This window comes from Yersinia hibernica (assembly GCF_004124235.1).
Lineage (GTDB): Bacteria > Pseudomonadota > Gammaproteobacteria > Enterobacterales > Enterobacteriaceae > Yersinia > Yersinia hibernica.
Genome location: NZ_CP032487.1, coordinates 2453787 through 2472742, shown reverse-complemented (window position 1 = coordinate 2472742; position 18956 = coordinate 2453787). Strand labels below are relative to the sequence as shown.

The window sequence follows — 18956 nt, the reverse complement described above, 5'->3', positions numbered from 1 at the left end:
ATGAAAATTATAAGCCACAGAGGTTATTGGAATAATAGTGATGAAAAAAACTCTCTTATTGCCTTTGAACGTTCTTTCGATCTCGGCTTTGGTATAGAAACAGATATTAGAGATTTGAATAAAAAATTGGTTATATCCCATGATATGCCTTGCGGTGGAGAGTTAACATTAAAAGAATTATTTAAATTACTAAAAGGACGTAATCTACCGTTAGCATTGAATATAAAATCAGATGGACTTGTAGACCAACTAAGCCAACTTCTTGAAGAAGAAAAAATTTCCGATTCCTTTGTATTTGACATGTCAATACCTGATCAACTTACTTATATTAAAAATGGTAATATTTCTGTTTTCAGTCGAATGAGCGAATATGAGCAAGACGCAACATTTTACGAAGAATGTGAAGGTATTTGGTTAGATGCATTTCATAGTACATGGTATGACATGAATTTAATATCTAGTTTACTTAATGATAATAAGCAAGTTTGTATAGTATCTCCAGAGTTGCACAAACGTGATGACTATAAAATGTTGTGGAGCTTAATGCGAGATTCCGGAATATCAAAAGATGATCGAATTATCTTGTGTACCGACTTTCCCATAGATGCTGCCGAAATGTTCAAGGAGGATATATGATTAAGGCCGTTATTTTTGATATGGATGGAGTGTTAATCGAAGCAAAGGAATGGCATTATGAGGCTTTAAATCAAGCATTAAACTTATTTGGTTTTAATATTGAACGATATGATCATCTAACAAAATTTGATGGTTTACCGACTAAAGACAAGCTTAATATATTAAGTGCTGAATATTCATTACCGGTACAGTTGCACTCATTCATTAATGAGATGAAACAACAATACACGATGGAAATCGTTCATACAAAATGCAAACCATTATTCATCCATGAATACGCTCTCTCAAAATTAAAGCAGGAAGGGTATAAATTAGGTGTTGCATCAAATTCTGTTAGAAATAGCGTGGTTACTATGATGGAAAAAGCCTCACTGATCGGCTATCTTGACATCGTTCTTTCTAACCAAGATGTGAAACAAGGTAAACCTAATCCAGAAATTTATAATAAAGCTATAGATAAATTAGGTTTTAGGCCTGATGAATGTGTCATTGTTGAAGATAACGAAAATGGTATCAAAGCAGCCAAAGCTTCAGGTGCTCATGTTCTAGTTGTGAATGATGTTACTGATGTAAACTATAGAAGTATTAAGGCATTTATTGATGGTTTGGATAAAGGAGGTCAGTTTTGAATATATTAATTCTCGCTGCTGGGGATAATTATATCGATCCCGATGATAAAAATTATCCTTTATGTCTTTCTGAGGTAAATGGAGTACCATTAATTCAGAGAGTTACAGACCAGCTTTCATTCAATGATGGTGAGGTTGTTTATTTATTCCAAGATAAATATATAAAAAGATATCATCTAGATGATATTGTTAAGCTGATATCGGATAAAAAATTCAGTGTATTTCCTGTTCCCGATAATACCGCCGGTGCTGCATGTACTGCATTACTGGGTACAGTTAGCTTACCACAATCAGAGTCTCTACTTATTGTCAGTGGAAACCAACTGGTTGATGTAGACATCAAAAACTTTATCGACGAAATGAATAACAATAATTATGATGCAGGAACTATTATATTTGATTCAATACATCCTAGATATTCTTATGTAATGCTAAATGACGAAGGTCTAGTTACTGAAGCATCTGAGAAAAAACCAATCAGTAGAAATGCAACTGCTGGTACGTATTGGTTTAGAAAAACATCAGATTTCACTGATGCAGTAAAAAACATGATCCGTAAAGATGCTAAGGTCGATGGACGCTTCTATATTTGCCCATCATTCAATGAATTAATATTGAAAGGGTTACGTGTTGGAGTGATTAAAATAGACCCTGAACAATATCATCCACTAAAAACAATCCGCCAGATAGAAATAAAATGAGTTTAGGAGTATAAATGGAAAGCTATAAAATTAATGATATGATCGGCGGATGGTTTATTGGTGCATTTTCACCAAATGCCTTTCACACTGATGAGTGTGAAGTCGCTGTGAAGCACTACTTAAAAGGGGCCAGCGAAGAAGAGCACTATCATAAAATTGCTACCGAGATAACCTGTGTTATAAGTGGAAAGATATTGATGTGTGGAAAGGTGTGGAATGAAGGGGATATAATTGTTCTTACTCCAGGGGAAAGTACGAGTTTTCAAGCTATCATAGATTCGACGACTGTTGTAGTTAAACTTCCCGGCGCATTAAATGATAAGTATCTTATTAATAGATAAACCTGCGCCATAAAAATTTTACAATTCAATAATTACTCATTGAATCTATTAAAGTGTACTTTTCATAAGTGTTTTTTATTTCTTAATAAGTGGGCAAAGACTAATAATGAAAACTGCAATTATTACCGGCATAACTGGCCAAGATGGCGCATATCTCGCTGAGTTGTTACTTGATAAGGGCTATAAGGTTTATGGTACTTATCGTCGTACCAGTTCTGTTAACTTTTGGCGTATTGAAGAGTTAGGTATTGATAAACATCCTAACCTTCATTTAGTTGAATATGATCTAACAGATCTTTCTGCCAGCATTCGCCTATTGCAAACCACACAAGCTACTGAAGTATATAATTTAGCCGCACAGAGTTTTGTGGGAGTTTCTTTTGACCAACCTGCAACCACTGCAGAAATTACAGGTATTGGCCCACTTAATTTATTAGAAGCTATTCGGATTGTTAATACCAAAATTCGTTTTTACCAAGCTTCTACTTCTGAGATGTTCGGTAAAGTTCAAGCGATACCGCAAATTGAAGAAACACCATTCTATCCACGCAGCCCTTATGGTGTAGCTAAATTGTACGCACACTGGATGACCATTAACTATCGTGAGAGTTATGGTATTTTCGGCTGCAGCGGTATTCTTTTTAATCACGAATCACCATTGCGTGGGCGTGAGTTTGTTACCCGCAAGATTACTGACTCTGTGGCAAAAATTAAATTGGGCAAGTTGGATATTCTTGAATTAGGTAATATGGATGCTAAACGAGATTGGGGTTTTGCTAAAGAATATGTAGAAGGTATGTGGCGCATGTTACAAGCTGATGTTCCTGATACTTTTGTTTTAGCAACTAACCGTACTGAGACTGTGCGTGATTTTGTTTCTATGGCATTCAAGGCTGCTGGCTTTAATTTACGTTTTGAAGGCAAGGATGAAAATGAAATCGGGGTTGATACTGCGACAGGGAAAACCCTGGTTAAAGTGAATCCTAAGTTCTATCGCCCGGCCGAAGTTGAGTTATTAATTGGTAATCCACAAAAAGCAAAAGATGTACTTGGCTGGGAACCAAAAACAACATTAGAAGAACTTTGTCTGATGATGGTAGAAGAAGACCTGCGTCGTAATCAACAAGGTTTCTCATTCTGATGACAATGAATGGCAAGCGTGCCCTGATCACCGGTATTCAGGGTTTTACCGGCCATTATATGGCAGCGGAGTTATCCGCTGCCGGTTACCGGGTATTTGGTTTAGGCTCCCAGCCTTCAAATGATCCTGACTATTTTCAAGTGGACCTACTGGATATTGATGGACTAACCTCTGTTATTGAGAAGGTAAAACCTCATCTGGTTGTTCATCTCGCAGCTATTGCTTTTGTTGGTCATGGTAATCCTGCCGCTTTTTATGATGTAAATGTTGTTGGCACTAGAAATTTATTGGCGGCACTAAGTGTTGTTGCTGACAATATTGAGGCTGTTTTACTTGCCAGCAGTGCCAATGTTTATGGTAATTCGCAAGCAGGTATATTGAGCGAGGAAACCGCAGCAAATCCCGCTAATGACTATGCCGTCAGTAAGTTAGCTATGGAGTATATGGCTAAACTTTGGTCAGAAAAATTACCAATTATTATTGTTCGGCCGTTTAATTATACTGGGGTCGGGCAATCAGATAATTTTTTGCTACCGAAAATAGTTTCTCATTTCAAACGTAAAGCGAGTGAAATAGAATTAGGTAATTTGGATGTATGGCGTGACTTTACCGACGTAAGAGCATTAGCTAAAGCTTATTTGGGGCTTTTACTCGCCAAACCTATTGGCGAAACTGTTAATGTCTGTTCAGGGCGAACTTATTCATTGCGTGAAGTTGTTAGCCTATGTGAAAAAATAACTTCGCATAATTTATCTATTCATGTCAATCCTGCTTTCGTTCGCGCTAATGAAGTAAAAACGTTGTGTGGTGATTCCAGGAAATTACAACGCATTGTCGATGGATGGAATACACCACCATTAGAAGATACTCTGCGTTGGATGCTGGAAACTAAATAATGAAAGTTGTTTTTGGTACTGATTCTATTAAATATCCCTTAACTGGGATTGGCCGTTATACTTATGAGTTAGCTCGAGAATTACAGAGTAATAATGAAATATCAGATCTTCTTTTTTTACAAGGAAGAGAGATATCTCGAAATTTACCTACTATCAATGTTAAATCGAGCACGGCTTCAGGGATGAAAAATTTCGTTAAAAATAATGCCATTGCTAGTGAGTTATATCGTATCTCGGCACCTTGGCTAAAGAGTTTAGCCTTAAGTTCCTACAATAGTTTCATTTATCATAGTCCAAATTTTTATTTACCACCTCGAATTCCTAATGCTGTTGCTACTTTCCATGATCTTTCTATTTTTACTTGGCCGAAATGCCATCCTGAAAATCGTGTTCGCTATATGCAAAAAGAGTTATTGTTAACATTAAAAAGAGCGAAAGTGTTAATAACAGACTCTGAATTTACCCGAAAAGAGTTAGCTGAGTATTTTGATTATCCTATAGAGCGAATAGTATCAGCTCCATTAGCGAGTAGTGGTGATTTTTACCCTCGTGAATATACCTCATTGCAAAACTTAATGAGCCGTTTGAACTTGATTGCGGGCCAATACTCGCTATTTACAGGAACAATCGAACCAAGAAAAAATATTGCCACTTTGCTCGATGCTTATGAGCGACTTCCGCTGGAGTTGCGCACTCGATATCCATTAGTCATTTGCGGTTTTTCCGGGTGGAATAGTGAGAGTTTACACCGCCGCTTTGAACTGGCCAAACAACAAGGGTGGCTATTGTATCTTGGCTATCTGAGTTCCGAAGATCTGCCTTTGCTTTTCTCAGGGGCGAGAACATTTTTATTTCCTTCATTATATGAAGGATTTGGATTACCTATTCTTGAAGCAATGGCATCGGGCATACCTGTTGTTTGCTCCAATGCAGCGTCATTGCCCGAAGTTTTAGGCGACTCGGGTTTAATGTGTGATGCACTTGATGTTGAAGGGCTGACTATTGCTATTATTAAAAGCCTGGAAGATGAAGAGTGGCGTCGCCGGTCAATAGAATTAGGTCTTCTCAGAGCGAAAACATTCTCATGGGCCAGATGTGCCCAAGAAACGATAAAAGCTTACAAGCAGGTATAACAACATAATGTTAAAAGTGCTGCATTTTTATAAAACATATTATCCAGATACATTTGGTGGTGTTGAGCAAGTTATTTTTCAATTATGCGAAGGCGGCACGGATAGAGGCATTGAATCGACCGTGCTTTCTTTAAGTAAACGCGGTGAAGTTGTTAATCAGAAAATAAAGTCGCATACGGCTTATTGTTCTCCAATAAATTTTGAAGCGGCATCTACCCCTTTTTCTTTTCAGGCATTGAAAGATTTTAAAAAATTAGCTCAGCAGGCTGATATTATCCACTATCATTTTCCATTCCCTTTTATGGATATGGTTCATTTTCTGTCTGGAGTTAAAAAGCCTACTGTTGTTAGTTACCATTCTGATATTGTAAAACAGAAAAATATATTAAAAATATATGCGCCATTAATGAATAAGTTTCTAGCTAGTGTTTCACATATTGTAGCCGCCTCACCTAATTATGTGGCTACCAGTATCACACTAAAGAAATTCTCACATAAAGTCAGTGTTATTCCTTATGGTCTTGATGAAAAATCTTATCCGCTGCCTACTGCTGACCGTCTTGAGTTTTGGCAAAATAAATTTGGCCCTCGTTTCTTCTTATTTGTCGGGGCTTTCCGCTATTATAAAGGTTTACATATTCTTATTGACGCGGCAAAAAACTCAACTTATCCAATTGTTATTGTTGGTGCAGGGCCAATTGAGACTGAACTTAAAAAACAGGTCAAAGAACTAAAAATTGAGAATATTCATTTTTTAGGCGCAGTATCGGATGAAGATAAAACAGCCCTTTTAACGCTTTGTTATGCGGTGGTTTTTCCATCTCATCTACGTTCCGAAGCTTTTGGTATCACTTTATTGGAAGGCGCGATGTACGGTAAGCCTTTAATTTCAAGTGAGATAGGGACAGGAACAACATTCATTAATATTGACCAATTAACCGGGCTAGTCGTTCCACCATCAGATTCTGTGGCATTAAGGCTCGCAATGGATAAATTGTGGGATAACATTGAATTGTCAGCTGAGTTTGGATGTAACGCGCGAAATCGTTATTTAGAAAACTTCACCTCTGAAAAAATGGTTTCAAGCTATATCAGTTTATATAATGAAATAATGGATAGGTAATTTTATTTTTTGCACTTATATGGCTTTTAATAGCATATTATTTGAGTCGTGCACTATTTATTCATTTTTGCGTGATGACAGCTTTATGAAATATTTTTTGATATTTTATAAATGTAATCAGGAACTTTCTGATGTAAGCTTTGAGACAGATAAATTGATAATGAGCAATTCCAGCTTATTTCTCTTAGTGTACAGAATTAATCTAACCAGATTTAACTGTTTAAAGTTGAAGAGGTCATAGCAATGAAGTCTTTGAAAGCAGTCATTCCTGTTGCCGGTCTTGGTACCCGTATGTTGCCAGCGACCAAGGCGATTCCGAAAGAAATGCTGCCAGTGGTTGATAAGCCCCTGATTCAATATATCGTGAAAGAGTGTGTGGCTGCGGGAATCAAAGAGATTGTACTGGTCAGCCATTCATCCAAAAATGCGATAGAAAACCATTTCGACACATCTTTTGAATTGGAAGCAGCTTTAGAGTCACGGGTTAAGCGGCAGTTATTGAAAGAGATTAAAAATATTTGCCCACCGGATGTCACAATCATGCAGGTGCGCCAGGGTCATGCCAAAGGATTGGGGCATGCGGTGCTTTGTGCGCAATCTATGGTGGGGGATAATCCGTTTATTGTGCTATTACCTGATGTTTTGCTGGATGATTCAACAGCTGATTTATCTAAAGAAAATCTTGCTAGTATGATTCAGCGCTTTGAAGAAACTGGTCGTAGCCAGATTATGGTCGAGCCGGTCCCCAAAGCAGATGTATCCAAGTACGGAATTGCTGATTGTGGTCATGTCGATTTAGCCCCGGGTGAAAGCACCTTAATGACCGCGGTTGTGGAGAAGCCTTCAGTCGCCGATGCGCCGTCTAACCTCGCGGTAGTGGGGCGCTATGTGTTGTCAAAAGATATCTGGCCATTGCTGAAGAAAACACCTCGCGGTGCGGGAGATGAAATTCAGCTTACAGATGCTATTGCGATGTTGATGGAGCAAGAACCCGTGGAAGCTTTTCATATGACGGGTAAATCTCACGATTGCGGTGATAAATTGGGTTATATGAAAGCCTTTGTCACCTATGGTGTTCGCCATAATACGGAAGGCGAAAAGTTTACTGCCTGGCTGAAACAGCAAATCGACTAATATGATTTAGCGGTTGAATTTAGAATAATTTTAAATTTGCACTAGAAATCAGTAGGTTAATTATGACCAAATTGAAAGCAGTGATCCCCGTGGCAGGCTTAGGCATGAGAATGCTTCCCGCCACGAAAGCTATTCCAAAAGAAATGTTACCTATTGTTGATAAGCCATTGATCCAGTATGTAGTTAACGAATGTGTTGCTGCTGGTATTAAAGAAATTATCTTGATAACTCACTCTTCAAAGAATGCAGTAGAGAACCATTTCGATACTTCTTATGAGCTAGAAGCCATGTTGGAAGCTCGGGTTAAGCGCCAATTATTGGATGAAGTGCAATCTATTTGTCCTCCCGGGGTGACTATCATGCATATTCGCCAGGGGCATGCTCAGGGGTTAGGCCATGCGGTACTCTGTGCCAAGCCCTTGGTGGGGAATGAACCTTTCGCCGTGTTGCTGCCAGATGTACTGATTGATGATGCCAAATCAGATTTGACTCGAGACAATCTTGCTCAGTTGGTCCAACGATTTGAAGAGACGGGCACCAGCCAGGTACTCGTGCATTCGGTCGAGCCTGAAGCATTATCAAATTATTCGGTAATTTCTTGTGAGAAACCTGAATTGGCTCCTGGTGAAAGCAGCCGAATAAAAGCGATGGTCGAGAAGCCACAAAGCCCGGCAGATCTGAAATCAAATCTGTCTGCGGTTGGGCGCTATGTGCTATCTGCCGATATTTGGCCGCTATTAGAAAAAACCAAACCTGGGGCATGGGGTCGGATCCAATTGACTGATGCCATTGATGCTTTGGCTGAACAAGAACCGGTCGATGCTGTAGCTTTAACCGGGCAATCTTATAACTGTGGTGAGAAACTCGGTTATATGCAGGCTTATGTCTCTTACGGCTTACGTCATCCTAAACAAGGGGCCGAATTTAAAGCCTGGCTGAAAGATTTTTTGGCATAAGCTGAGTTTGAGATAGATAGATGAAAAGCAATCCATGTGATTGCTTTTTTTATGCAATTTATCTTAATGAATTGAGTCATATTCACTGCTCGGTTAGGAAAAGCAAACCATTGCGGACAGCAACTGGTCAGTTGTGCTATCTATCGCACCAATCACTACCCAGCTGACATAATCCTGAGTTAACATGTTTCCCACATCAAAAACCTGTTGGCCTCAAAGCCGGTAACAGGTGTCATCCTTCAGACAGGAGTTTTTGTAATGTCCAAACAACAGATAGGCGTTGTCGGTATGGCGGTGATGGGCCGTAACCTGGCGCTCAACATCGAAAGTCGTGGTTATTCCGTCTCTATCTTTAACCGTTCATCAGACAAAACCGACGAAGTGGTTGCTGAGAATCCAGGCAAGAATCTGGTGCCAAGTTATAGCGTTGAAGAGTTTGTTGATTCACTGGAAAAACCGCGCCGTATCCTGCTGATGGTGAAAGCGGGTGAAGCAACTGATAAGACCATCGCTTCACTGACGCCGCACCTTGATAAAGGTGATATTCTGATTGATGGTGGTAATACTTACTACAAAGATACTATCCGTCGTAACCGTGAACTTTCCGCGCAAGGTTTTAACTTTATAGGCACCGGTGTTTCCGGTGGCGAAGAGGGCGCATTGAAAGGCCCTTCAATCATGCCGGGTGGTCAGAAAGAAGCCTACGAACTGGTCGCACCCATTCTTGAGAAAATTGCTGCGCGTGCAGATGATGGTGATGCTTGTGTTGCTTATATCGGTGCAGACGGTGCTGGCCATTACGTTAAAATGGTTCACAACGGTATCGAATACGGCGACATGCAGTTGATCGCCGAGGCTTACTCTTTGCTGAAGCAGTCTTTGGGCTTGAGCAACGAAGAGTTGGCAAGCACCTTTGCTGAGTGGAACAAAGGTGAGTTGAATAGCTATCTGATTGATATTACGAAAGACATTTTCACCAAGAAAGACGAAGCCGGTAAATACCTGGTTGACGTGATTCTGGATGAAGCTGCTAATAAAGGCACCGGTAAGTGGACCAGCCAAAGTTCTCTGGACTTAGGTGAGCCATTAACATTGATCACTGAATCGGTGTTTGCCCGCTATTTGTCTTCGCTAAAAGACCAGCGCGTAGCCGCATCTAAAGTGCTGACTGGGCCTAAATTACAGCCTTTCGCCGGTGATAAAGCTGAATTTATCGAGAAAATCCGTCGTGCACTGTATCTGGGCAAAATCGTGTCTTACGCACAAGGTTTCTCTCAGTTGAAAGCAGCTTCTGACGAGAATAACTGGAACCTGCATTATGGTGAAATCGCTAAGATTTTCCGTGCTGGTTGTATTATTCGCGCTCAGTTCCTGCAAAAAATCACTGATGCATATGCAGAAAATGCGGATATCGCGAACTTGTTGTTGGCACCATACTTCAAGAAAATTGCCGATGAATACCAGCAAGCATTGCGTGATGTTGTGTCTTACGCGGTTCAAAATGGTATTCCGACACCAACATTCTCTGCGGCGATTAACTACTACGATAGCTACCGCTCAGCGGTATTGCCTGCCAATTTGATCCAGGCACAGCGCGATTATTTTGGTGCGCATACTTATAAACGTACCGACAAAGACGGTGTATTCCACACCGAATGGATGGAGTAATCCACCTTTAGGCTACTGAGCTTTGCCGCAATAAAAACGCCCCCGATTAGCTAGCTGCGGGGGCATTTTTTTATCCTTCAGCCGTGCGCCAGAATATTATTTTTCGTGGCGTTCCCGCAGGCGACTAATCACGTTACTCAGATCCAAATCTTGATCTTGTAATAACACTAACAAGTGATACAGCAAATCTGCGGATTCGTTGGTTAACTCTTCGCGGTCATTGACAGTCGCAGCGAGGGCGGTTTCAACTCCTTCTTCGCCCACTTTCTGTGCGATACGCTTAGTCCCACTGGCATACAATTTTGCCGTATAAGAACTGGCCGGATCCGCTGATTTACGTGATGCCAACAACTGCTCTAATTGATATAGAAAACCCCAGTCGCTGGCTGCCGGTGCGAAGCAGCTGTTATTGCCCAAATGACAGGTTGGGCCAATAGGGTTAACCAGAACCAATAGTGTGTCATTGTCGCAATCAGGGTAGATATTGGTGACATTGAGGAAATGGCCAGAGCTTTCACCCTTAGTCCAGAGGCGCTGTTTGGTGCGGGAGAAGAAGGTCACTTTGCCGGTTTTTTCCGTCTGCGTCAGTGCTTCCCGATCCATATATCCCATCATCAAAACTTCGCCCGATACCGCATGCTGAACAATGGCAGGCATCAGATTGTCGACTTTTTCCCAATCTAGTTGGTTAATTTGTTGTTCGCTTAACACACTCTTATCTCCACGCCTTGTTCAGACAAATACTTTTTCAATTCGCCGATATTAATAATTTGCTTATGGAACACTGAGGCTGCCAGCGCACCATCAACATCTGCATCACGGAATGCTTCAAGGAAGTGCTCCGGTGTTCCAGCGCCGCCAGAGGCGATCAGCGGAACATGGCAGGCCGCCCGCATCTGTTTTAATTGTTGTAAATCATAGCCGTTACGCACGCCATCCTGATTCATCATATTCAGCACAATTTCACCGGCACCGCGCAGCTGGACTTCTTTGATCCAATCTTCGGTCTGCCAGGTGGTGGCTTTGGTGCGTTTTTCATCGCCGGTAAACTGATAAACCTGATAACTGTTACTTTCGGCGTCATACCAAGTATCAATGCCAACCACAATACATTGTACGCCGTAGCGCTCTGCCAGGCGGGTAATTAAGGTTGGGTCGGCCAATGCTGGCGAGTTGATAGAGATTTTATCAGCGCCAAATGTCAGGATCTGACCAGCATCCTCCACACTCTTAATCCCCCCGGCGACACAGAACGGAATATCAATCACTTGCGCAACTCGCGATACCCAGCTTTTATCGACAACTCGGCCATCGGAGGAGGCGGTGATATCGTAAAATACCAGTTCATCGGCCCCTTCTTGTGCATAACGCTGCGCCAGTGGCACGATATCACCAATTATCTCATGATTACGGAACTGGACGCCTTTAACCACTTGGCCGTCTTTCACATCCAGACAAGGAATTATACGTTTTGCCAGCATGCAATCGCCTCCTTCACGTTAAATTTGCCATCCAGTAGCGCGCGGCCCACAATCACCCCTTGTACACCACTGCCACGTAAACGGGCAATATCATCCAAGCAACCAATCCCACCAGAGGCTTGGAACGCCACTTGTGGGTAGCGTTGGCACACTTCTTGATACAGCTCGACATTCGAGCCACTCAGGGTGCCATCACGAGAGATATCTGTGCATAGCACATGTTTTAGGCCGAAAGGCAGATATTGTTCGACAATCTGCTCCAAAGTTGTGTCAGAGTTTTCCTGCCAGCCACTGATAGCCACTTCTTTACGACCGGCTTCAGTAATGCGTACATCCAGTGCTAACACAATGGCTTCCGAGCCATAACGTTGGAACCATTGTTGCACGATTTGTGGCTGTTTAACGGCGGTTGAACCGACGACAACCCGTGTAGCACCGGCTTCAAGCAGTGCGATAACATCTTGTTCATTGCGGATGCCGCCACCGACCTGCACTGGGACATCAACGCCGGCCAGTAACTCGCGCAATAAGGGGATTTGACGAGCGGCGGGATCTTTAGCGCCGGTCAAATCGACCAAGTGCAATACCTGAGCACCTTGTTGCTGATAATCCTGTAAGCGCGGTAAGGGATGATTGCCATAGTCACGTTGTTGACCGTAATCACCTTGGTGCAAACGCACCACCTTACCTTCAATTAAATCCAAAGCGGGAATAATCATGGGGCTTACATCTCCAGAAAGTTTTTCAGCAGTTGGGCTCCAGCCGCTCCAGAGCGCTCCGGATGAAACTGCACGCCAAAAAAGTTGTCTTTTTCGACTGCGGCGGTAAACGGCTCGCCGTAATTGGCTTGGGCGATGGTATTTGGGCATATTGGCATTGCGTATCCGTGCACAAAGTAGAAATAAGTTCCGTCTGGGATACCACGGAACAGATGATTGCCCGCCTGTGCGGTAATCTGATTCCACCCCATATGCGGCAGCGGTAAACCGAAGTCAGTCATTTGTTTTACCGGCGTATCAATAATACCGAGCGTCTCGATACCGCCACTTTCTTCACTGCTGGTGGCCAGCAACTGCATGCCGAGGCAGATACCCAGTACTGGCTGAGTACAGCTTTTAATTAACTCGATAAGCTCGCGTTGTTTTAATTGATCCATTGCGGCATGCGCTGTGCCGACGCCGGGCAGGAACAGTTTATCAGCCCGTAACACGATTTCTGGGTCACGGCTGATAACCGGGGCATAACCTAAACGCTGCACCGCATAAGTGACGGAGGAGAGGTTGGCACAGCCGGTATCCAGAATCACCACTTCCATCACAGCACTCCTTTGGAACTTGGCAGGGTGTTACCCTCAACACGAATCGCCTGGCGTAAGGTGCGGCCGAATACTTTAAACAGGCTCTCTACCCGGTGGTGATCGTTGCGGCCTTTGGTTTTCAGGTGCAGGGTGCAGGCCATGGCATAAGAGAGGGAGCGGAAGAAATGCTCGACCATCTCGGTGCTAAGGTCACCAACCCGTTGATAGTTAAATTCGGCTTTATATTCCAAATGCGGGCGACCAGAAATATCCAGCGCACAACGTGCCAAACACTCATCCATCGGCAGTACAAAACCAAAACGGCCAATACCACGTTTGTCACCCAAGGCGTTGTTAATCGCCTCGCCTAGCGCCAGTGCGGTATCTTCCACTGTGTGGTGGTCATCAATATAGAGGTCGCCACTGACTTGAATATCCATACGGAAACCGCCGTGAGTGGCGATTTGATCCAGCATATGGTCAAAGAAACCGACACCTGTTTTGATCTTGCTGCCGCCTTCGCGATCCAGCCAGACATCGACATCAATGGCTGTTTCTTTGGTGACTCGATTGACGTGGGCATGGCGGTCACGCTGTGTCAGTTGCTTAGCAATTTGTGACCAATTCAACCCATCACGCTGGTAGCGCAAGCCGCTAATACCCATATTTTGCGCCAGTTGCAGGTCAGTCTCGCGGTCACCGATAACATAGCTGTTGGCGTTATTCATCACCCCCTCAGCTAAATAGCTTGCGACCAATGCGGTTCTTGGTTTCCGACAAGCACAGTTATCTGCTGGCAAGTGTGGACAAATTAAAACCTGCTCAAAGTTGACTCCCTGAGAGCTGAAAATCTGCATCATCAAATTATGCGGCGGATCAAAGGTTTCCTGTGGGAAGCTGCTAGTGCCTAAGCCATCTTGGTTAGTTATCATCACCAAACGGTAATCTGCTTTTTGCAGTGCCAGTAAAGCCGGGATAACTTCTGGCTCCAGCGCCAGTTTATCCAACCGATCAACCTGATAGTCTTCCGGTGGCTCGGCAATCAAGGTGCCGTCTCTGTCAATAAAAAGAAATTTCTGGCTCATATCGTTTCCTTTCGGAGGCTAGCAATATTGGTATTATTCGAGCTATCAATGCCGGGCAGTGGCGTCAGAGCGGCGATGACGCGCTCACACTCTTGACGGGTACCAATAGTGATGCGCAGGCAGTTGGATAATCCCGGTTGCTTATTTTGGTCACGCAAAATAATACCTTGATCCCACAATGCTTTGAACACACTGCTGGAGGCGGTAAATCGCGCTAATAAGTAGTTACTCTCACTGGTAAACACTTGCTCGACACAAGCACAGTTGCGCAGCGCATTTTCTAGCCATTCACGATTGGCTTTGACTTCGTTTACCCGCTGGCGCATTTGCTCAAGGCCCTGCGAACTAAGTGCCTGCGCCGCAATATCTGCCACCGGTGTGGATAATGGGTAGGGTGCAATCACTTTAAGCAACAGTTGGATGATATCGCTGTTAGCTAGGGTAAAGCCACAGCGCAAACCGGCCAAGGCAAAGGCTTTCGACAAGGTGCGCAAAATGACTAAATTCGGATAATCTTTTAGCCAACCGCTGACTGAGGCTTGCGGGCAGAACTCAATATAGGCCTCATCGATTGCCACGATAGCGCGGCCTTGCGCCAGTTCCAATATTTCGCGTAAATCAGCGGGGTTGATTAAGTTTCCTGTCGGGTTGTTTGGGCTGCAAACATAAATCAGTTTTACCCCATCCAAGCTCTCTTTAATGGCCGGCAAATCCAATTGCCAATCCGCTTTAGCTGGCACGGTGCGGCGTTCAACACCAAAGGTTTCGGCACTGACAGCATACATACCATAGGTCGGTGGGCAGAATAAAATAGCATCCTTACCCGGCTCGCAAAAAGCACGAATCAATAGCTCAATACCCTCATCAGCCCCACGGCTAACCAAGACTTGCTCGGTTTCTAAACCGGCATAGGCGGCATAGCGTTCAATAACCAACTTTGGCTGGCATTCGGGGTAGCGGTTGAAGGTTTGCGCCGTGAGTTGGTATTCAGTCGCCAGTGGATATTCATTGGCATTGAGCCACACGTCGCCGTTACCGCCCAAGCGGCGGGCAGACATGTACGGGGTCAGGGCACGGACATTGGCGCGCGCCAGTTCAGTGACATTGGCAAACTTACTCATGCTTGTTCCTTATTGGCGGCGCTCAGGGCGGCGACACGTAGCGTCACCGCGTTTTTGTGGGCGGTCAGTTGTTCAGCTTGCGCCAGTGTTTCAATGGTGGATGCCAAACCCAGCAAACCTTGCGGTGTTAATTGTTGCACGGTCATCCGTTTGACAAAATCCGCTAATCCAAGACTGGAATAGGTTGAGGTATAACCATAAGTCGGTAACACGTGGTTGGTACCAGAGGCATAATCCCCGGCAGATTCTGGCGACCAATCCCCCATAAAGACGGAACCGGCATTATCAATCTTATCGATAATATTTTCTGGTTGGCGGATTTGCAGAATCAAGTGCTCTGGGCCGTATTGATTGCTGATATCAATACATTGCTGCAAATCTTTGGTGATGATTAAGCGGCTGCTTTCCAGTGCCTGACGGGCGATATCGGCACGTGATAACTGCTGGAGTTGCTCTTCAACCGCGCCGGCAACTGCCTTTGCAATCGCCGCATCCGGGGTCAGCAAAACCACTTGCGAATCAGGGCCATGCTCGGCCTGGGACAGTAAGTCAGAGGCAATAAACGCCGGTGTGGCACCGCTATCGGCGATAACCAACACTTCTGACGGGCCGGCGGGCATATCAATTGCCGCGCCATCCAGCCGTTGGCTGACTTGGCGTTTTGCTTCAGTGACATAAGCATTGCCTGGTCCAAAAATTTTATTCACTTTGGGCACGGATTCACTGCCGAAGGCCATGGCAGCGATGGCTTGCGCTCCACCAATCTGGAAGACTTCCTGAACGCCACATAATTGCGCAGCATACAGAATTTCATCGGCAATCGGCGGTGGCGAACATAAAATCACGCGCTGACAACCGGCAATTCGCGCCGGGGTAGCGAGCATCAGTACGGTAGACAGTAGCGGCGCGGAGCCGCCAGGAATATACAGGCCGACGGAGGCAATCGGGCGAGTGATTTGCTGACAGCGTACCCCTGGTTGCGTTTCAACATCCACCACCGGCATTTTCTGCGCGTGATGGAAGATTTCAATATTGCGTACCGCTTGGGCCATGGCGTGTTTGATGTCGTCATTCAAGCGCCCAGCCGCAGCGGCTATCTCGTCACTGCTGATACGGATATCAGCCACCTGCACAGTATCAAAGCGCTGGCTAAAATCACGCAGGGCGCTGTCGCCCTCAGCTTTCACCCGGTTAAGGATTTCGCTGACTGTCGCGGTTATCCGCTCTGATGCATTGATGGCCGGGCGGCTCAAGAGAGCTTGTTGCTGCTCTTGGCTGCATTGCTGCCAGTCGATGAGGGTATTGAAATTCGTCGGCTGCATGGGTTACTCCATCATTTTTTCAATAGGTAATACCAGAATGGAGCTGGCACCCAGCGCTTTCAGTTTTTCCATGGTTTCCCAGAACAGTGTTTCGCTACTGACCATGTGCATTGCGACCCGGCTCTTATCACCGGCCAATGGCAGAATAGTCGGGCGCTCAGCACCCGGCAGCAGGGTAATGATTTCGTCCAGACGTTCACTTGGCGCGTGCATCATGATGTATTTGGATTCACGAGCTTGAATCACCCCTTGAATGCGGGTCATTAGGCGGTCAATCAGTTGTTGTTTATCCGCAGGCATTTCGCCATCACGCTGAATCAGGCAGGCTTTAGAGCGGTAGATAACTTCGACTTCGCGCAAACCGTTGGCTTCCAAGGTAGCACCGGTGGAAACCAAGTCACAGATGACATCGGCCAAACCGGCGCGGGGGGCAACTTCAACGGAGCCATTCAGTAAACAGGATTTAAAAGTCACGCCGTGCTTATCAAGATACTGCTTTAAAATATGTGGGTAAGAGGTGGCGATGCGCTTATTTTGCAGGCATTGTGGCCCGGTGTATTCGGTGTCCAGTGAGGCGGCCAGCGACAGGCGACAACCGCCGAAGTCCAAGCGGCGCAAAGTGAAGTAACGAGGGTCTTCTCCCTGAGCACGGCGGCTAAGTAACTCTTCTTCCAGCACGTTTTCGCCAATAATCCCCAAGTCAACCACGCCATCCATTACCAGCCCCGGGATATCGTCATCACGCACCCGCAGGATATCAATAGGCATGTTTTCAGCAAAGGCTATCAGGCGCTGCTGTTGTAAATTGATTTTAATCCCACAGCGCGATAACAACTCGTGGCAATCGTCACTCAGGCGGCCTGATTTCTGCATTGCAATGCGCAAACGTGTTTTATCTAGCATGGTAATCCTCTTAATTTATTCATTTTTAATTTAACTTTATAAAATTGTGAGCAACAAAAAAGCCCTCGGAAGATAATCTTCCGAGGGCTTTCTCTATTGCGTTCTATCGCCACCTGGAAGATTCGTTAACCGTCTTCCAGCACACATCGGCCTGCAAGACTAGTCAGGATGATGGTGATGATGGTGATTAAATTGAACGCGATTCATAGTAGCTTCTCTGTGTTTGGCTTTCTGGCATAATTTCTGTCAATCAACGTAAACCATCCAGCGGGTGGCACGCAACCTTTTTTTCACCCGACCGCCCTATTTTCCGGCAGCAAGCCACGAGCTATCGACCAGTGGCGGTTTTATTTTTAGCGGTTATCACTTTGTTTGATGTCAGTTTGAGCGGAAAATTGTTACATATGACAATTACGCCGAGGAATGAAAACAGATTCATAATGTCGAGTAATTATTAGGTTACATTAATTGGTGTGGGTTATTAGTATGGGGTGGGTTGTCGGTATGAACCGGTCGAGGGCAATTGAGATGAAAAAAGTAGCCATAATTGGATTGGGCTGGCTGGGTATGCCATTGGCACAATCATTGGTTCGCCGCGGAGTTCAGGTGGTCGGTAGTAAAACCACGTCAGATGGCGTTGAAGCGGCCAGAATGAGTGGGATTAATTGCTATCAATTACAACTGACACCGGAGCTGATTTGCGATCCGGATGATTTGACACAATTGATGACGGTGGATGCGCTGGTGATTACGTTGCCTGCCAGCCGCACGACAGATGGCGGCGCACAGTATTTTCAAGCAGTGCAGATGGTGGTCGACAGCGCGCTGGCGTTCGGTGTACCGCGTATTATGTTTACCAGTTCGACCTCGGTCTATGGTGAAACCCGGGGGCGAATTAAAGAAAACTCCCCATTGCAACCAGTGACCACGGCGGGAAAAACGCTGGCAGAACTTGAGCAATGGCTGCATAAATTACCCAATACTTCGGTGGATATTTTGCGTCTGTCAGGGCTGGTAGGGACAGATCGCCATCCGGGCCGTTTTCTGGCGGGTAAAACCAATGTGAAAGGCGGTTCTCTGGGGGTGAATCTGGTGCATCAGGAAGATGTGATATCGGCAATCGAACTGCTGCTTAATCTGCCCAGAGGCGGCCATATTTACAATTTGTGTGCGCCGGGTCACCCACGTAAACGTGACTTCTATCCTGAGTGTGCCCGTGCATTGCAGCTGACGCCGCCTGAATTTGCACCTGAAGATATCGAAGAAGCGCCACGTGAGATTGATGGCAGCAAGATTTGCAGTGAGTTGGGGTTTGAGTATCAATACCCGGACCCAAATCGAATGCCTTTAAATTAATCGCACGAAAGGGCTGCGGCCGTTGAGTGCCGT

The 18956-nt window shown here is 44.7% G+C and carries 21 protein-coding genes and 1 other annotated feature; of the genes, 12 read left to right on the top strand and 9 right to left on the bottom strand.

What is annotated here, in order from left to right:
* From D5F51_RS11720 to gndA, 11 genes are all read left to right on the top strand, one after another.
* Complete coding sequence (locus D5F51_RS11720; RefSeq protein ID WP_129196894.1) at positions 1 to 636, top strand: PI-PLC domain-containing protein; 636 nt, start codon at positions 1 to 3, stop codon at positions 634 to 636.
* Positions 633 to 1265, top strand: coding sequence for an HAD family hydrolase (locus D5F51_RS11715; protein ID WP_129196892.1), 633 nt, complete (start codon positions 633 to 635; stop codon positions 1263 to 1265). The genes D5F51_RS11720 and D5F51_RS11715 overlap by 4 nt, the downstream gene beginning before the upstream one ends.
* A complete protein-coding gene (locus D5F51_RS11710) occupies positions 1262 to 1966 on the top strand; it encodes a glycosyltransferase family 2 protein (protein WP_129196890.1) in 705 nt (234 codons plus the stop codon). The genes D5F51_RS11715 and D5F51_RS11710 overlap by 4 nt, the downstream gene beginning before the upstream one ends.
* Before the next feature lie 14 nt (positions 1967 to 1980).
* The gene (locus tag D5F51_RS11705; protein ID WP_129196888.1) at positions 1981 to 2307 is read left to right on the top strand and encodes a hypothetical protein; all 327 of its coding nucleotides are present in this window, start codon (positions 1981 to 1983) and stop codon (positions 2305 to 2307) included.
* A gap of 106 nt (positions 2308 to 2413) precedes the next feature.
* On the top strand, positions 2414 to 3448 hold the full coding sequence (gene gmd / locus D5F51_RS11700) for a GDP-mannose 4,6-dehydratase (protein WP_129196886.1): 1035 nt from the start codon (positions 2414 to 2416) through the stop codon (positions 3446 to 3448).
* The gene (locus D5F51_RS11695; RefSeq protein WP_129196884.1) at positions 3448 to 4344 is read left to right on the top strand and encodes a GDP-mannose 4,6-dehydratase; all 897 of its coding nucleotides are present in this window, start codon (positions 3448 to 3450) and stop codon (positions 4342 to 4344) included. The genes gmd and D5F51_RS11695 overlap by 1 nt, the downstream gene beginning before the upstream one ends.
* Positions 4344 to 5477 (top strand): glycosyltransferase family 4 protein, encoded by a 1134-nt coding sequence (locus D5F51_RS11690; protein ID WP_129196882.1) that lies wholly within the window; start codon positions 4344 to 4346, stop codon positions 5475 to 5477. Before D5F51_RS11695 ends, D5F51_RS11690 begins: the two co-directional genes overlap by 1 nt.
* Before the next feature lie 7 nt (positions 5478 to 5484).
* The gene (locus tag D5F51_RS11685) at positions 5485 to 6600 is read left to right on the top strand and encodes a glycosyltransferase family 4 protein (RefSeq protein ID WP_129196880.1); all 1116 of its coding nucleotides are present in this window, start codon (positions 5485 to 5487) and stop codon (positions 6598 to 6600) included.
* A 243-nt stretch (positions 6601 to 6843) separates the two neighbouring features.
* Complete coding sequence (gene galU / locus D5F51_RS11680) at positions 6844 to 7734, top strand: UTP--glucose-1-phosphate uridylyltransferase GalU (RefSeq protein WP_025377791.1); 891 nt, start codon at positions 6844 to 6846, stop codon at positions 7732 to 7734.
* 62 nt (positions 7735 to 7796) lie between these two features.
* Positions 7797 to 8690: a UTP--glucose-1-phosphate uridylyltransferase GalU gene (gene galU / locus D5F51_RS11675; protein ID WP_025377792.1), complete on the top strand. Its 894-nt coding sequence runs from the start codon at positions 7797 to 7799 to the stop codon at positions 8688 to 8690.
* A 258-nt stretch (positions 8691 to 8948) separates the two neighbouring features.
* Positions 8949 to 10358 carry an NADP-dependent phosphogluconate dehydrogenase gene (gndA, locus tag D5F51_RS11670; RefSeq protein ID WP_129196878.1) on the top strand — a complete coding sequence of 470 codons (1410 nt, stop codon included), beginning with the start codon at positions 8949 to 8951 and terminating at the stop codon, positions 10356 to 10358.
* A 96-nt stretch (positions 10359 to 10454) separates the two neighbouring features.
* Here gndA and hisIE read toward each other — a convergent pair whose 3' ends face one another.
* The 9 genes from hisIE to hisL all read right to left on the bottom strand — a co-directional run bounded on the left by hisIE (position 10455) and on the right by hisL (position 17774).
* Complete coding sequence (hisIE, locus tag D5F51_RS11665) at positions 10455 to 11069, bottom strand: bifunctional phosphoribosyl-AMP cyclohydrolase/phosphoribosyl-ATP diphosphatase HisIE (RefSeq protein ID WP_129196876.1); 615 nt, start codon at positions 11067 to 11069, stop codon at positions 10455 to 10457.
* On the bottom strand, positions 11063 to 11839 hold the full coding sequence (gene hisF, locus D5F51_RS11660) for an imidazole glycerol phosphate synthase subunit HisF (protein ID WP_025377795.1): 777 nt from the start codon (positions 11837 to 11839) through the stop codon (positions 11063 to 11065). Before hisF ends, hisIE begins: the two co-directional genes overlap by 7 nt.
* Positions 11821 to 12558 carry a 1-(5-phosphoribosyl)-5-[(5-phosphoribosylamino)methylideneamino]imidazole-4-carboxamide isomerase gene (hisA, locus tag D5F51_RS11655; RefSeq protein ID WP_129196874.1) on the bottom strand — a complete coding sequence of 246 codons (738 nt, stop codon included), beginning with the start codon at positions 12556 to 12558 and terminating at the stop codon, positions 11821 to 11823. Before hisA ends, hisF begins: the two co-directional genes overlap by 19 nt.
* 5 nt (positions 12559 to 12563) lie before the next feature.
* A complete protein-coding gene (hisH, locus tag D5F51_RS11650) occupies positions 12564 to 13154 on the bottom strand; it encodes an imidazole glycerol phosphate synthase subunit HisH (protein WP_025377797.1) in 591 nt (196 codons plus the stop codon).
* Complete coding sequence (gene hisB / locus D5F51_RS11645; protein WP_025377798.1) at positions 13154 to 14221, bottom strand: bifunctional histidinol-phosphatase/imidazoleglycerol-phosphate dehydratase HisB; 1068 nt, start codon at positions 14219 to 14221, stop codon at positions 13154 to 13156. Before hisB ends, hisH begins: the two co-directional genes overlap by 1 nt.
* Entirely contained in the window at positions 14218 to 15342 is a 1125-nt protein-coding gene (gene hisC / locus D5F51_RS11640; RefSeq protein WP_025377799.1) for a histidinol-phosphate transaminase, read from the bottom strand. The genes hisB and hisC overlap by 4 nt, the downstream gene beginning before the upstream one ends.
* The gene (hisD, locus tag D5F51_RS11635) at positions 15339 to 16664 is read right to left on the bottom strand and encodes a histidinol dehydrogenase (protein WP_129196873.1); all 1326 of its coding nucleotides are present in this window, start codon (positions 16662 to 16664) and stop codon (positions 15339 to 15341) included. The genes hisC and hisD overlap by 4 nt, the downstream gene beginning before the upstream one ends.
* 3 nt (positions 16665 to 16667) lie before the next feature.
* Entirely contained in the window at positions 16668 to 17567 is a 900-nt protein-coding gene (gene hisG, locus D5F51_RS11630; RefSeq protein ID WP_129196871.1) for an ATP phosphoribosyltransferase, read from the bottom strand.
* 53 nt (positions 17568 to 17620) lie between these two features.
* Positions 17621 to 17751: a sequence feature (His leader region), on the bottom strand.
* Positions 17727 to 17774 carry a his operon leader peptide gene (gene hisL, locus D5F51_RS11625; protein ID WP_002231208.1) on the bottom strand — a complete coding sequence of 16 codons (48 nt, stop codon included), beginning with the start codon at positions 17772 to 17774 and terminating at the stop codon, positions 17727 to 17729. It overlaps the preceding feature by 25 nt.
* A gap of 321 nt (positions 17775 to 18095) precedes the next feature.
* On the opposite strand from hisL, the gene D5F51_RS11620 reads away from it, so the two are divergent.
* Complete coding sequence (locus D5F51_RS11620) at positions 18096 to 18923, top strand: SDR family oxidoreductase (protein WP_129196869.1); 828 nt, start codon at positions 18096 to 18098, stop codon at positions 18921 to 18923.
* Positions 18924 to 18956: the final 33 nt, after the last annotated feature.